Source organism: Kribbella sp. HUAS MG21 (genome assembly GCF_040254265.1).
GTDB lineage: Bacteria > Actinomycetota > Actinomycetes > Propionibacteriales > Kribbellaceae > Kribbella.
This window is the reverse complement of record NZ_CP158165.1, coordinates 3,419,059-3,431,814: the sequence shown is the minus strand read 5'-3', so window position 1 is coordinate 3,431,814 and position 12,756 is coordinate 3,419,059. Positions and strand designations below refer to the sequence as shown.

The 12,756-nt window shown below is 70.7% G+C and carries 18 protein-coding genes; 13 read left to right on the top strand and 5 right to left on the bottom strand.

What is annotated here, in order from left to right; genetic code table 11:
• Positions 1 to 35 precede the first annotated feature (35 nt).
• The 4 genes from ABN611_RS16790 (at position 36) to ABN611_RS16775 (ending at position 3,467) form a co-directional block, all read left to right on the top strand.
• Positions 36 to 542, top strand: coding sequence for a hypothetical protein (locus ABN611_RS16790; RefSeq protein WP_350280813.1), 507 nt, complete (start codon positions 36 to 38; stop codon positions 540 to 542).
• A gap of 11 nt (positions 543 to 553) precedes the next feature.
• Positions 554 to 1,606 (top strand): peptidoglycan-binding domain-containing protein, encoded by a 1,053-nt coding sequence (locus ABN611_RS16785; RefSeq protein WP_350280812.1) that lies wholly within the window; start codon positions 554 to 556, stop codon positions 1,604 to 1,606.
• Entirely contained in the window at positions 1,603 to 2,268 is a 666-nt protein-coding gene (locus ABN611_RS16780; protein ID WP_350280811.1) for an ABC transporter ATP-binding protein, read from the top strand. The genes ABN611_RS16785 and ABN611_RS16780 overlap by 4 nt, the downstream gene beginning before the upstream one ends.
• 125 nt (positions 2,269 to 2,393) lie before the next feature.
• Positions 2,394 to 3,467, top strand: a complete 1,074-nt coding sequence (locus tag ABN611_RS16775) for an ABC transporter permease (protein ID WP_350281652.1) — start codon at positions 2,394 to 2,396, stop codon at positions 3,465 to 3,467.
• Positions 3,468 to 3,472: 5 nt separating this feature from the next.
• Here the strand turns inward: ABN611_RS16775 and ABN611_RS16770 are convergent, their stop codons facing one another.
• Positions 3,473 to 4,420 carry a complex I subunit 1 family protein gene (locus ABN611_RS16770; protein WP_350280810.1) on the bottom strand — a complete coding sequence of 316 codons (948 nt, stop codon included), beginning with the start codon at positions 4,418 to 4,420 and terminating at the stop codon, positions 3,473 to 3,475.
• Between the two features lie 80 nt (positions 4,421 to 4,500).
• Between ABN611_RS16770 and ABN611_RS16765 the strand changes: the two genes are divergently transcribed.
• The 3 genes from ABN611_RS16765 to ABN611_RS16755 are packed head-to-tail and all read left to right on the top strand — an operon-like array spanning position 4,501 to position 5,996.
• Entirely contained in the window at positions 4,501 to 5,319 is an 819-nt protein-coding gene (locus tag ABN611_RS16765; RefSeq protein WP_350280809.1) for an NAD(P)H-binding protein, read from the top strand.
• Positions 5,320 to 5,352: 33 nt separating this feature from the next.
• On the top strand, positions 5,353 to 5,574 hold the full coding sequence (locus ABN611_RS16760) for a ribbon-helix-helix protein, CopG family (protein ID WP_350280808.1): 222 nt from the start codon (positions 5,353 to 5,355) through the stop codon (positions 5,572 to 5,574).
• A complete protein-coding gene (locus tag ABN611_RS16755; RefSeq protein WP_350280807.1) occupies positions 5,571 to 5,996 on the top strand; it encodes a PIN domain-containing protein in 426 nt (141 codons plus the stop codon). The genes ABN611_RS16760 and ABN611_RS16755 overlap by 4 nt, the downstream gene beginning before the upstream one ends.
• Here ABN611_RS16755 and ABN611_RS16750 read toward each other — a convergent pair.
• The 3 genes from ABN611_RS16750 to ABN611_RS16740 are packed head-to-tail and all read right to left on the bottom strand — an operon-like array spanning position 5,987 to position 8,147.
• Positions 5,987 to 6,919 carry a GNAT family N-acetyltransferase gene (locus ABN611_RS16750; RefSeq protein ID WP_350280806.1) on the bottom strand — a complete coding sequence of 311 codons (933 nt, stop codon included), beginning with the start codon at positions 6,917 to 6,919 and terminating at the stop codon, positions 5,987 to 5,989. The two genes, ABN611_RS16755 and ABN611_RS16750, sit on opposite strands and share 10 nt — an antisense overlap.
• Positions 6,916 to 7,593 carry an NADH-quinone oxidoreductase subunit C gene (locus ABN611_RS16745; RefSeq protein ID WP_350280805.1) on the bottom strand — a complete coding sequence of 226 codons (678 nt, stop codon included), beginning with the start codon at positions 7,591 to 7,593 and terminating at the stop codon, positions 6,916 to 6,918. Before ABN611_RS16745 ends, ABN611_RS16750 begins: the two co-directional genes overlap by 4 nt.
• Positions 7,590 to 8,147, bottom strand: coding sequence for an NADH-quinone oxidoreductase subunit B family protein (locus ABN611_RS16740; protein WP_350280804.1), 558 nt, complete (start codon positions 8,145 to 8,147; stop codon positions 7,590 to 7,592). The genes ABN611_RS16745 and ABN611_RS16740 overlap by 4 nt, the downstream gene beginning before the upstream one ends.
• Before the next feature lie 88 nt (positions 8,148 to 8,235).
• Between ABN611_RS16740 and ABN611_RS16735 the strand changes: the two genes are divergently transcribed.
• Genes ABN611_RS16735 through ABN611_RS16725 form a run of 3 tightly spaced genes read left to right on the top strand, consistent with a single transcriptional unit; the run spans position 8,236 to position 10,935 of the window.
• A complete protein-coding gene (locus ABN611_RS16735; protein ID WP_350280803.1) occupies positions 8,236 to 9,687 on the top strand; it encodes a cytosine permease in 1,452 nt (483 codons plus the stop codon).
• Positions 9,684 to 10,220 carry a cysteine hydrolase gene (locus tag ABN611_RS16730; RefSeq protein ID WP_350280802.1) on the top strand — a complete coding sequence of 179 codons (537 nt, stop codon included), beginning with the start codon at positions 9,684 to 9,686 and terminating at the stop codon, positions 10,218 to 10,220. Before ABN611_RS16735 ends, ABN611_RS16730 begins: the two co-directional genes overlap by 4 nt.
• A 7-nt stretch (positions 10,221 to 10,227) precedes the next feature.
• Positions 10,228 to 10,935, top strand: coding sequence for a GntR family transcriptional regulator (locus ABN611_RS16725; protein ID WP_350280801.1), 708 nt, complete (start codon positions 10,228 to 10,230; stop codon positions 10,933 to 10,935).
• A gap of 4 nt (positions 10,936 to 10,939) precedes the next feature.
• Here ABN611_RS16725 and ABN611_RS16720 read toward each other — a convergent pair whose 3' ends face one another.
• A complete protein-coding gene (locus tag ABN611_RS16720) occupies positions 10,940 to 11,869 on the bottom strand; it encodes a DUF1905 domain-containing protein (RefSeq protein WP_350280800.1) in 930 nt (309 codons plus the stop codon).
• A gap of 162 nt (positions 11,870 to 12,031) precedes the next feature.
• Here ABN611_RS16720 and ABN611_RS16715 point away from each other — a divergent pair, with 162 nt between their 5' ends.
• The 3 genes from ABN611_RS16715 (at position 12,032) to ABN611_RS16705 (ending at position 12,733) form a co-directional block, all read left to right on the top strand.
• Positions 12,032 to 12,190 (top strand): hypothetical protein, encoded by a 159-nt coding sequence (locus ABN611_RS16715; RefSeq protein ID WP_350280799.1) that lies wholly within the window; start codon positions 12,032 to 12,034, stop codon positions 12,188 to 12,190.
• A 239-nt stretch (positions 12,191 to 12,429) separates the two neighbouring features.
• Positions 12,430 to 12,558 (top strand): hypothetical protein, encoded by a 129-nt coding sequence (locus ABN611_RS16710; RefSeq protein ID WP_350280798.1) that lies wholly within the window; start codon positions 12,430 to 12,432, stop codon positions 12,556 to 12,558.
• 13 nt (positions 12,559 to 12,571) lie between these two features.
• Positions 12,572 to 12,733 carry a hypothetical protein gene (locus ABN611_RS16705; RefSeq protein WP_350280797.1) on the top strand — a complete coding sequence of 54 codons (162 nt, stop codon included), beginning with the start codon at positions 12,572 to 12,574 and terminating at the stop codon, positions 12,731 to 12,733.
• Positions 12,734 to 12,756 lie beyond the last annotated feature (23 nt).

The window sequence follows — 12,756 nt, the reverse complement described above, 5'->3', positions numbered from 1 at the left end:
TCGAGAAAGGTTTGGCGGAAACGAGAGGAGCACCGATGCGCAACACCATCCTGGCCGTTTCCGCCCTGACCGCGGGCCTGTTCCTGACCGGCTGCGGCGCGGACCAGCCCGAGACCCAGGTCGCCTCCGGCGGCGGGGCGCAGGCGACCGCGCCGAGCAGCGCGCCGGCCAGTCTCAGCCGGGACGAGATGGCGGTGAAGTTCACCCAGTGCCTGCGGGAGAACGGCCTGAACGTCCCGGACCCGGAGCCGGGCAAGGGGCCGATGCTGAAGTTCGACCGGAACTCCGGCGTCACCCAGGAGCAGGTCCAGAAGGCCATGGAGGCCTGCCGCGAGTACGACCCGCAGGCGGGCGGCGGGGCCAACCCGCAGCAGCAGGAGAACGGCCGCAAGTACGCCGAGTGCATGCGCAAGAACGGTGTCGAGAAGTTCCCGGACCCGAAGCCCGACCAGCGCGGGATCCAGATCGGCCCCGGGGTCGCGGACGATCCCGACTTCCAGAAGGCGCAGGACGCCTGCCAGAGCATTCTGGCCGCGCGGTGAGCGGTCGGGCGATGCGCAAGGTACTCACGGCCGCGGTCGTGCTGGCCGCCGGTGGCGCGGCCAGCGCTTTCCTGGTCAGCCGGGGCGACACCAGCCAAGCGACGAACCAAGCCGCCCAGGCCGTTCCGGTCAACACCGCCAAGGTCACGCAGCAGACGCTGAAGGACACCGAGACCGCGGACGGCCGGCTCGGGTTCGGCGCCACGACTGCGGCGGTGAACCGGGTTGCCGGCACCGTCACCGCCGTACCCGACAGCGGGCAGGAGCTCCGGCGCGGCAACACCGTCTACAGCATCGACAACAAGCCGACGACCTTGCTGTACGGCGCGTTGCCGGCGTATCGCAGGCTCGCGGACGGGACCGAGGGCACCGACGTCCTGCAGCTCGAGCAGAACCTGCAGGCGATGGGCTACACGGGGTTCACCGTCGACGACGAGTACACCGACGCCACGGCCGCCGCGGTCGAGGAATGGCAGGAGGATCTCGGGCTCGACGAGACCGGTGTGGTCGAGCTGGGCAGCGTGGTGTTCGCGCCGGGGCACATCCGGGTGGACAGCGTCCAGGCGCAGGAAGGGGCGCCGCTCGGCCCGAACCAGCCGGTGCTCAACTACACCGGCACCACCCGCGCCGTCACCGTCCAGCTCGACGCGGCCGACCAGCGGCTCGCCACGCTCAACGCGGCGGTCACGGTCGGGCTGCCGGACGGGAAAACGGTGGCCGGAAAGATCCAGAAAGTTTCCACGGTGATCATTCCGGCGGAGAGCCAGGACAAGGACCCGGAGACCAAGATCGAGGTGATCGTTTCCGTCGCCGACCAGCGGGCGGTGGCGGCGTGGTCCTCCGCGGCGACCGACGTCACCTTCACGGCGTCGGAACGCAAGAACGTGCTGACCGTTCCGGTCGCCGCGCTGGTCGCGCTGCGCGAGGGCGGGTTCGGCGTCGAGGTCACCGACGGCACGACGTCGCAGTACGTCCCGGTGAAGACCGGGTTGTTCGCGAGCGGCCAGGTCGAGATCAGCGGCACCGGCATCAAGGCCGGCACCACGGTGGGGATCCCGAAGTGATCGAGCTGACGGAGGTGACCAAGGTGTACCCGGGCGGGGTCACCGCGCTCGGCGGTGTCAGCCTGCGGATCGACCGCGGCGAACTGGTGGCGATCGTCGGGCCGTCCGGGTCCGGCAAGTCCACGATGCTGAACGTCCTCGGCACGCTCGACCGGCCCACCTCGGGCTCGGTCCGGATCGATCGGTACGACGTCGCGCGGCTGTCCGACGCCGGACTGTCCGCGCTGCGGGCGACGCGGATCGGGTTCGTGTTCCAGCAGTTCCACCTGGCCGCGGGGGTCCGGGCGGTCGACAACGTCGCCGACGGGCTGCTGTACTCCGGCCTCCGGCTCTCGGTACGACGCAAGCGCGCCGCGGCGGCCCTCGAACGGGTCGGCCTCGCGCACCGGCTGGACCACGAGCCGCACGAGCTGTCCGGCGGGGAGCGGCAACGCGTCGCCGTAGCGCGAGCCGTCGCCGGCGAACCCGCCGTACTGCTGGCCGACGAGCCGACCGGAGCCCTGGACTCGGCCTCCGGAGCCGGCGTCATGGAACTCCTCCGAGACCTCCACGCCGCCGGCACCACGGTCGTGGTCATCACCCACGACCGCGACATCGCCGCGTCTCTCCCCCGCCAGATCCGCATGCGAGACGGAATAGTCGTCGAGGAGGTTCGATCGTGAAAGGCGAGCTCAGGCCCGCTGCGCTGGGGTTGCGGGATGTTGTGCGGGTGGGAGCCGTCGGGCTGCGGACGCGGCCTACCCGGGCGTTTCTGTCGGCGTTGGGGATCGCGATCGGGATCGCGGCGATGGTCGCCGTGGTCGGGATCTCGTCGTCCTCGCGCGCCGAGCTCGACGAGCAGCTCGATGCCCTCGGCACCAATCTGCTCACCGTCACGCCCGGCACCCGCCTGACCGGTGAGCAGGCCCAACTCCCGCTCACCGCGGAAGCCATGGTGCGCCGGATCGCTCCGGTGCGCGCCGAGTCCGCGATCGGCAAGGTCGACGACGCGTCGGTCTACCGGACCGACAAGATCCCGGACGTCCAGACCAACGGCATCATCCCGTACGCCGCCCGCACCAACCTGCTCGACACGATCGGCGCGACGGTCCGGAGCGGCAAGTGGATCGACGCCGCCACCGGCAGTTTCCCGGCGACCGTCCTGGGCGCGGCGGCCGCCGAACGACTCGGCATCACCAAGGCCGGCCCGGACACCCAGGTCCTGATCGGCAACACCTGGTTCACCGTCCTCGGCATCCTCGAACCCGCGGCGCTCGCCCCCGAACTGGACAGCGCCGCCCTCATGGGCTGGCCCGCTGCCAGCGGGAAACTCGCCTTCGACGGCCACCCGACCACGATCTACACCCGCTCGGACGACGCCCAGGTCGGCGCGGTCCGATCGGTGCTCGGGGCAACGGCCAACCCGGAGGCCCCGAACGAGGTGGAGGTGTCACGGCCGTCCGACGCCCTCGCCGCCAAGCAGGCCGCAGGCCAGGCGTTCACCGGCCTGCTGCTCGGCCTGGGCGCGGTCGCGCTCCTGGTCGGCGGGGTCGGGGTCGCGAACATCATGGTGATCTCGGTGCTCGAACGCCGCGCCGAGATCGGGCTGCGCCGTTCGCTCGGAGCGACCCGGGGCCAGATCCGCACCCAGTTCCTCACCGAATCACTGCTGCTCTCCACGCTCGGCGGCATCGGCGGCGCGCTCATCGGATCGGCGGTCACCGCGGCGTACGCGTCGTACCAGAACTGGCTGACCGTGATCCCGGTGTGGGCGCTCGCCGGCGGAGTCACCGCCACCCTGGTGATCGGCGGGCTGGCCGGCCTGTACCCGGCCATCCGCGCATCCCGCCTCTCCCCCACGGAGGCCCTGGCAACTCCGTAGACGACCTAGAACAGCACGACGCCGACGCCGGTGAGCGCCAGCTGCAGCAGCGCCACCGGCACCAGGCCCTGCCACGCCAGCTTCTGCAGCTGGTCGGCGCGCATCCGCGGGAACGACACCCGCACCCAGATCACCACGACCGACACCAGCGCGATCTTCAGGATCGCCCAGATCCACCCGATCGACTCCGGCCCCGGACCATTCCAGCCGCCGAGGAACAGCACCGTCGTCAGCGCCGCCAGTACGACGATCCCGGCGTACTCGGCGAGCAGGAACATCGCGAACCGCAGGCCGGTGTATTCGGTGTACGGCCCGAAGATCACCTCGGAGTCCGCGACCGGCATGTCGAACGGCGGCCGCTGCAGCTCCGCCAGCCCCGCGATGAAGAACACCACCAGTCCGGGCAGCTGCCACAGCAACCACCACGGGTTCCAGGCGTGGCCGATCGCGGTCAGGCTGAGCGACCCGGCGGCGACCGCGACACTGGCCGCGGACAGGACGAACGGCAGTTCGTAGCTCATCAGCTGCGCCGCGACCCGGAGGCCGCCGAGCAGGCTGTACTTGTTGCCACTGCCCCAGCCCGCCATCAGCGAGCCGAGGACGCCGATGCTCATCACCGCGAGCACGAAGAACAACCCGGAGTCGAGCTCCGCGCCGACGATGCCGGGCGCCAGCGGGATCGCGGCGAGCGCGGCGAGGTACGGCAGGATCGCGACGATCGGCGCCCACTCGAACACCCGCTTGTCCGCGGCGGCCGGGACCACGCTCTCCTTCTGGACGAACTTCACCCCGTCCGCGACCAGCTGCGCCCAGCCGTGGAAACCGCCGGCGTACATCGGCCCGAGCCGTGACTGCATGTGGGCCATCACCTTGTGCTCGGCCTGCCCGACCAGCAACGGCGCCACCAGGAAGGCGACCAGGACGCCCACCACCCGCACCACGAACTCCAGCATGTGCGTCAGCCTAGTGTGCCGTGGGCGCTGTGGGCGTCGGGCTTGACCTCAACCAACGTTCAGGTCCGAGGGTGGGTCGTATGCGAACCATTCTTGTCACCGGAGCCACCGGCCGCGTCGGCCGCCACGTCGTCGCCGGACTGCGCGCCGCGGGCGTCACCGTCCGGGCCCTCGTCCGTACGCCGGGATCCGCCGGCCTCCCGCCCGACGTCGAGGTGGTGCGGGGCGACATCTACGACGCCGACGCCGTACGACGTGCCGCTGCGGACGTCGACGCGGCGTTCCTGCTGTGGCCGTCGTACAGCGTCGAAGGGGCGGAGAAGATCGTGCCGGAACTGCCGCGGCGGGTGGTGTACCTGTCCTCGCTCAACGCAGCACCGGGCAGCGTGTGGGGCGACATCGAGAGCCTGCTCCGCGAGGCGGGCAGCGCGTGGACGTTCGTCCGGCCGAGCGGCTTCGCGGTCAACGCCCAGGCCTGGGCGGAGGACTTCCGCACCGGAGACACGATCCGCCTCCCGTACCCCGACGCCGGCCGCTCGATGATCCACGAACGCGACATCGCGGCCGTCGCGGTCCTCACCCTGCTCGACGACCACCACATCGGCCAGACCCACGACATCACCGGCCCCGAGGTCATCACGCTGGGCGAGCAGGTAGCAACCATCGCCCGCGTCGTCGGCAAACCCATGCACATCGAACCCCTCACCGCCGACGCCGCCCGCCAGGCCATGCTCGACCAAGGCGCCGACCCAGCCCTCGCCGACAGCGCAGTCACCTACTGGTCCTCCCTTGTAGCCACCCCCGAACCAGTCACCACCACAGTCCCCCAACTAACCGGCCACCCAGCCCTGCCCTTCACCACCTGGGCCGAAGAACACGCCCCCGAGTTCCGCGCCTGATATCATCAGATATCGACGAAGGGAGATCCACTGATGAGCGACGTGCTGATTCGCGACGTACCCGACGACGTGCTCGAGGTGCTCGACAGGAGAGCGGCCGGCCTGGGCCTGTCCAGGAACGAGTATCTCCGGAGGCAGCTCACGCAGGACGCAGCGCGCTCCGAGGTTACGGTGACCGCTGCCGATCTGCAGCGGTTGTCGGAACTGGCGCGTGACTTGGCCAACCCTGATGTCATGGACCGAGCCTGGTCATGACCTCTCCTGAACCAGGAAGGCGCTGGCTGATCGACAAGTCCGCCTTGGTGCGGCTAGACGCCGCGCCGAACATTGAACAGTGGGCAAGCCGGATCAACCTGGGCCAGGTACGCATCACCACGCTCACACTGCTGGAGATTGGCATCACTGCACGGTCGGCGGAGGAGCACCGCTTGAGCCTGCGCCTTCCATCAGTGGCCGCGATGGCGGTCGAGAACATCACCATCGCGATCGAACGTCGGGCTGTCGCGGTGCAGGCCCTTCTTGCCGAATCCGGCCAACACCGAGCACCGTCACCGGAACAGCTCCTCATCGCGGCGACGGCCGAGCTGTCCGACCTGACGCTTCTCCACCTGGACAAGGACCTCGAGCTCATCGCCGACCTCACCGGTCAGCCGACGGAGCGCCTCGCTCAGGCTTGACGAAGCGGTAGTTGGAGCCAGCCGCCTACGTCGTGGCGGCCGGAGGCTAGGGCTGCGGTTCGGGCGCCTTGGTTGGCGGCGTGGATGGTGCCGATGAGGATTCGAGTGGGGTCGGGGAGGGCCTGGGCCAGGAGGGGGCTCAGGTGGCGGCCGTAGCCGTGGCCGCGGTGGGGTTTGGACAGGACCAGTTCGCGGACCACGTAGGCCGGGAGGCCGAGGGCGTCGTCGGGTTTGATGATCGCGGCGGCGTACCCGGCCCACTCGCCGTTCACCGTGACCTCGAACAGCAGGCCGTCGTCCGCCGATTCCTGCAGGTCGTCCAGGTCCTGCAGCGTCGCCTCCTCGCGGTGATGCGGGTGGTCCGCGTCCACGTCGGCGTACGCGCGCAGTGCCTCCTCGTAGTGGTCGACGGTCTTCGCCGGCCGGAGCTCGAGCCCGGGTGGTACGTCGTACGGCCGGAGCTCGCTGATCGGCGCCGCAAGGAACCGCCGGTCCGGCAGCGTCCCCTCGACGCCGGCCTCCGCGCTCCACAGCCGGACGTACCGCGGCCGGTGGATCCCGTAGTACTCCTGCGCCGCCGCGGCCAGCCCCGGCAGGTCGCGCGGCTCCGGTGAGCGCGTCATCGGTGTCGCGTCGACGAACGGCCGGGCCGGATCCAGGTTCTCGAAGCGCATGCCGAACATCACCCGCAGGTCGTTGCCCACAGCAACCCACCGGTTCAGCATCGACTCCGCGGGCCGACCGGGCGTCAGCCGCTGCGCGCGCTGCGCCGCGATCTCGAGGTCCTCGGCCAGCAGGATGTCGAGCGCCGCGTGCTCCTCGGTCAGGATCGCGAGCCGCTGGGCGTCGTCCACCCAGGCGCGGGTGAGCGGATGCTGACGTTCCAGGGTGTACCGGGCCAGCTCCTCGGGCCGCGGGATCACTCGGTCTGCCTCCGGGTACGACGTTCGCCGCCGGCCCGCCGCGGCCGTGCCGGGGTCGACGCGGCCTGCGCCGGCGCGAGCGGATCGGGATCCGGCGAGCCCGCGGGCCGCGGCCCCCAGCTCTCGGCATCGGGTACGCCGGGCGGCAGCGTCCGGCGGCGGCTCGGCGCACCGGCCGGGGCGTGGTCGGACTCGCCCGGCTCCTTCGCCCCCGGCCACGGCTTCGCGACCCGCGACGCGAGCACGAACTCCTTGCGCAGCGGATGCCCCTCGAACTCGTCCGGCAGCAGCAGCGTGGTCAGGTTCGGATGCCCGTCGAAGCCGATCCCGAACATCTCGTGGGTCTCCCGTTCGTGCCAGTTCGCGCCGGCGTACAGCTCGGTCAGCGACGGCAGTACGGCGTTGTCGCGCGGCACCAGCGTGCGCACCAGGACGTGCTCGACGTGCGACCCGCCCCAGAAGTCCGCGAGGTGCGTCACCACCCGGAACCCGTCGGTGAGCTCGTCGGACGCGCTCAGGAAGTCGAAGAACGTGAGGCCGACGGCGTCCCGCAGTACCTCGTGGGCCGCGACCCACGACTCCGGCGGTACGTCGATCGCGGCCGGGCCGAAGCTGTCGGTCAGGGTGGCCGCGATCCCCGCGCCGGTCAGCGCCTCCAGGGCATCCGCGCTCAAGGCCGCACCAGCCCCCGGGTGAGCGCGGACGCCGACGGCTCGTCGTACCGCGAGGTCACGTTCTCGCCGGCGATCTTCTCCTGCAGCTTGAGGATGCCCTGCAGCAGCGCCTCGGGCCGCGGCGGGCAGCCGGGCACGTAGACGTCGACCGGGATGATCTGGTCGACGCCCTTGGTCACGCAGTACGAGTCCCAGTACGGGCCGCCGGAGTTCGAGCAGGAGCCGAACGAGATCACGTACTTCGGCTCCGGCATCTGGTCGTAGAGGCGCTTGATCGCCGGCGCCATCTTGTCGGTCACGGTGCCGGAGACCACCATCAGGTCGGCCTGCCGCGGGCCGGGCGCGAACGGGATCACGCCGAGCCGGATGAAGTCGTGCCGGCCCATCGACGCCGCGATGAACTCGATCGCGCAGCAGGCCAGGCCGAAGTTGAACACCCAGAGCGAGTACTTGCGCCCCCAGTTCAGCAGGTACCGGACCGGCTCCGGCGCGAGCTTCGCGAGCGCGCCCACGGCCGGTCGTACCGCCGGCATCCCCAGATCGGTCTCCGCCATGGGACTCAGCCTATTCCGTTGACCGCCCGGGCACTGCGACCTACCGTCGTTTTGAACAGGACTGAACAGGTCCTTCGAAGGAGCCGAGATGACCGATCAGGTCGAGGTGCAGCAGTCCCGGGCGCTCTCCGTGGAGGCCAACGGGCTGAACGTGATCGCGGACGCGGACCGGAAGGGCCGCCCGGCCCAGTTGTTCTGGCCGTGGTTCGGCGCCAACGTGTCCGTGCTCGGGCTGAGCTACGGCGCGTTCGCGCTCGGGTTCGGGATCTCCTTCTGGCAGGCGGTGGTCGCCGGGCTGATCGGGGTGGTGTTCTCGTTCCTGCTCTGCGGCCTGGTCGCGCTGGCCGGCAAGCGCGGGTCGGCGCCGACGATGGTGCTCAGCCGGGCCGCGTTCGGTGTCCGGGGCAACAAGCTGCCGTCGCTGGTGTCGTGGATGCTGACGGTCGGCTGGGAGACCGTACTGACGATCCTCGCCACGCTGGCCACGGCGACGGTGTTCGAGCGGTTGGGCTGGGGCGGCGGCAACCTGACGAAGGTGATCGCGCTGATCGTGGTCGGTCTGCTGACGGTGGCCTGCGGGGTGCTCGGGTTCGACCTCATCATGCGGGCGCAGACCGTGATCACCGTGGTCACCGGCGTCCTCACGGTCGTCTACATCATCCTGGTCGCCGACCAGATCCACTGGAGCACGGTCTCCGCGCTGCCGAACGGCTCCGCGCAGGCCGTGATCGGCGCGCTGGTCTTCCTGATGACCGGCTTCGGCCTCGGCTGGGTGAACGCGGCCGCGGACTACTCGCGGTACCTCCCGCGCCGATCGTCGAGTCGCGGCGTGGTCGGCTGGACGACGTTCGGCGGCTCGCTGGCCCCCGTCGTACTGCTGGTCTTCGGTCTGCTCCTAGCCGGCTCGTCGCAGGACCTGAGTACCGCGATCGGCGCGGACCCGATCGGTGCGCTGGCGGAGGCGTTGCCGACCTGGTTCCTGGTGCCGTTCGTGGTCGTCGCGGTGCTCGGGCTGGTGGGTGGCGCCGTCCTGGACATCTACTCGTCCGGGCTCGCGCTGCTGTCGCTCGGGCTCCCGGTCAAGCGGTACGTCGCCGCGCTGATCGACGGCGTGGTGATGATCATCGGCACCGTCTACGTGGTGTTCTACGGCGGCGAGTTCCTCCCGCAGTTCCAGGGCTTCCTGATCACGCTCGGCGTCCCGATCGCGGCCTGGTGCGGGATCATGCTCGCCGACATCGCGACCCGGCGGCGCGACTACGCGGAGGACGACCTGTACCGGCCGAGCGGACGGTACGGCGACATACGGCCGCTGCCCGTGGTGACGATGCTCGTCGCGACCGGCATCGGCTGGGGCCTGGTCACGAACACGTTCGCGTCCTGGCTGACCTGGCAGGGGTACCTGCTCGGGACGTTCGGGCTCGGCGGCAGGGAGGGCGCCTGGCAGTTCGCGAACCTCGGCGTGCTGGTCGCGCTGGTGCTCGGGTTCGTCGTACAAGCCCTCGGCGGCCGGTCCGCCGTACGGCGTCAGGAGGCGTGACGGTGCTCGCGATCATCGACCTGCAGAACATCTTCGCCGACCCGGAGTCCGGCTGGGCGACGCCCGACTTCGAGCGGGTGATCGACCCGACCAAGCAGCTGCTGGAGATCTTCGCGCCGGACGCGGTCTTCACCCGGTTCCTGGCGCCGGCGCGGCCGCAGGGGTCGTGGGTCACGTACTACGAGCACTACCCGTTCGCGCTGCAGCCGCCGGAGTCGGAGGCGTATCAGCTGGTCGACGAGTTCAAGGGCGCCGAGACGCTGGACAAGACCACGTTCGGCGCCTGGGGCCCCGATCTCGCGCGGCGGGTCGGGACCGGCGGGCATCTCGTACTGAGCGGCGTGACGACGGACTGCTGCGTGATCACGACGGCGCTGGCCGCGGTGGACGCGGGCGTGTACGTCCAGGTGGTCGAGGACGCCTGCGCCGGCTCCGACGACGCGAGTCACCAGAAGGCGATCGACATCATGCGGCTCTACTCGCCGATGCTCGAGATCGTCACTGTCGAGCAGTTGCGTGCGCTGAACCAGTGAGCGGCCGATGCGGAACATCGCACTGAAGCACGAACGGGTGGCGCGGGTCCTCGCCCGGGAGATCAAGTCGGGCGTCGTCCGGCCCGGCACCCAGCTGCCCGGTGAGGTCGAGCTGGCCAAGCGCTTCTCGGTCAGCCGGAACACGGTCCGCGCCGCGCTCGCCGTACTCGCCGAGGACGAGCTGATCACCACCCGGACCGGCAAGGGATCGTACGTGCTGTTCGACGGGCAGCCGCTGGACGGGCGGCTCGGCTGGACCCACGCGCTGGCCGAGCAGGGCGTGGAGACCCGGCTGCGGACTGTCCGGATCGAGCGCACGGACGATCCCGCCCTGGCCGCCGAGCTCGGCCTGGACTCGCCGGAGCTGGTCGCGATCGAACGCGTCCGGCAGCTGACCGACGGTACGGCGATCTCGCTCGAGCGCAGCCGGGTACCGGCGACCGAGGCACTGCGCGACCTCCCGGAACGCGGCCTCGACAACGGCTCGATCAGCGTCACGCTGAACCGCGCCGGCCTGTACCTCGACCACTGCGAGCAACGCCTCCGCGGCCGCCGGCTCACGCCCGTCGAGGCCGGGCTCCTCGACCGCCCGGACGGCACCTGGTTCCTGCACACGACCCGCACCAGCTGGACCGCGACCGACGACTTCGCCGAGTACGCCGACGAACTCCTCGACCCCGACCACTACGAACTGAGCCTGTCGTACAACCGCTGAACCGTCAGAAGTCGATGCGCATCACGGCGCGGCGCCGACCGGGCCGGCTGACCTCGGTGAAGCCCGCCGCGGCGAACGTCGCGGGTGTCCCCACCGATCCCCCATCGACGAAGTCCGGGTAGCCCTCGACCGCTCGAGCGCCGCGATCGCGGGCATGGTCGGCGGCGGCGTGCGCGAGCGCGCGGCTGATCCCGCGGCGCCGGTAGCCGGCCCGCGTGACGAAGCAGGTCACCGCCCAGACGGTCGCGTCGGTCTTGTCCTCGTCACGGCCCAGCCACGGGATCCGGTAGTCGCGCAGCAGCCTGGCGTGGTCGGCCCGCGGCGCGACCGCGCACCAGCCGACGGGCTCGCCGTCGAGGTACGCGACGAGACCTGACGTCTCCCGCGCCTTCGGGTCTCCGCAGGCGGTCTGGTCGCGGAGCCGCGCGGCCAGCTCCTCGGGGCCTTCCGACGCCCACGACTCCTTGGGCAGCATCCGGAACCGCTGGCACCAGCACCGTCCGGTGTCGCCGCTCGCGCCGAAGACCGCCTGCAAGTCCTCCCAGGTGGCCTGGTTCGCCGGAACGATCGTGAGCTGGTCGGCCGTCACCGGCCCGCCCGTCCGGCGCGGCACCGGCGCTCGCTTCGCCGCAGGCCGCTTCGGCTGCCGCGGCGGTGCGTCGAACGTCAGCCGGACCTCCACCTCGTCCCCGGCCTCCAGCCCGGCCGGCTTCCGTACGGCGTCCTTCAGCGGCAGCAGGTACCCGCCGCCCTTCGGGTACAGCGACGTCTTCCATTCCGTCGTACCGATCCGGGCGTGGATCGGCAGCATGCCCCAGCCGTAGCTCGTGGCCAGCGCCACGTCACGCAGCGCGGCGCCCTCCTCCTCCGGCACCGGGACGAAGTAGTACGGCGCCGGACCGCGCCACTCGATCACCTCGCCGAGGAACTCCATGGCACCGATGCTAGGTCCGGTTCCGGACGTACGGCTTCCGGAACCGGTGTCTGTTCGAGGTCTAGGGAGTTGGTTGCCCACGGCATAGGGAGTTGTGCCGATGTGCCGGTCCTCCTCAGCCGCGCACTGTCTTCCCAACGACAGCAGACCGCGGAGGCGACCATGTACTTCCACTCCACCGACTCGCTCCAGGCAGAGATCCGGTACCGGCAGGAACGGATCCGCCGCGACTTCCAGCGGCCCTTCTGGTTCCAGCGCAAGCCCGCACCGCAACCGCCGCAGCCCTGCGCGCCGGAGCTCCGGGCCCGTCCCGCGATGTGACCGCACGATCACCGCCCCGGTCCCCCGTCCACCCCGGCGCGATCGGCTCCCCGGAGCCGGTCGCGCCGCCGTCGTTCGGTGTCGTAACCCGGGCCTTAGGCCCCTCCTAGGACCCCCTAAGGTCCCCCGCCGCGTCCCGGCCGCCGCGGATAGGGAGGAGTTCCGATGTGCGGCCCTACCTCAGACGAGCAGATTTACCGGTGTCGGCAGGGAGCCGGCAGCACCAGACGGAGGAATCCATGTTCAGCAACGCATCGGTCAAGGCAGAGGTCGACTACCGCAGGGAGCGCCTCACCCGCGACTTCCGGCAGACCCGGAGCACCCGGGGCCGCCGCAGCCTCAGCCACCTGTTCAACCGGAAAGCCTGAAGGGAGGGACACCATGTTCACCATTCCACCGACCCAGGAGTCGATGAAGGCGGAGGCCGCCTACCGGCTGGAGCGCGCCAAGCGTGACTACCGGGCCGCCAACCGGCGGCAGCGCACGGCGAAGGGTTCACACCCGGAGCCGCGGCACACCCTCCGACCCCGCCCGGCGGCGTGACCGCCCGGACCGCCGTCCCTGAT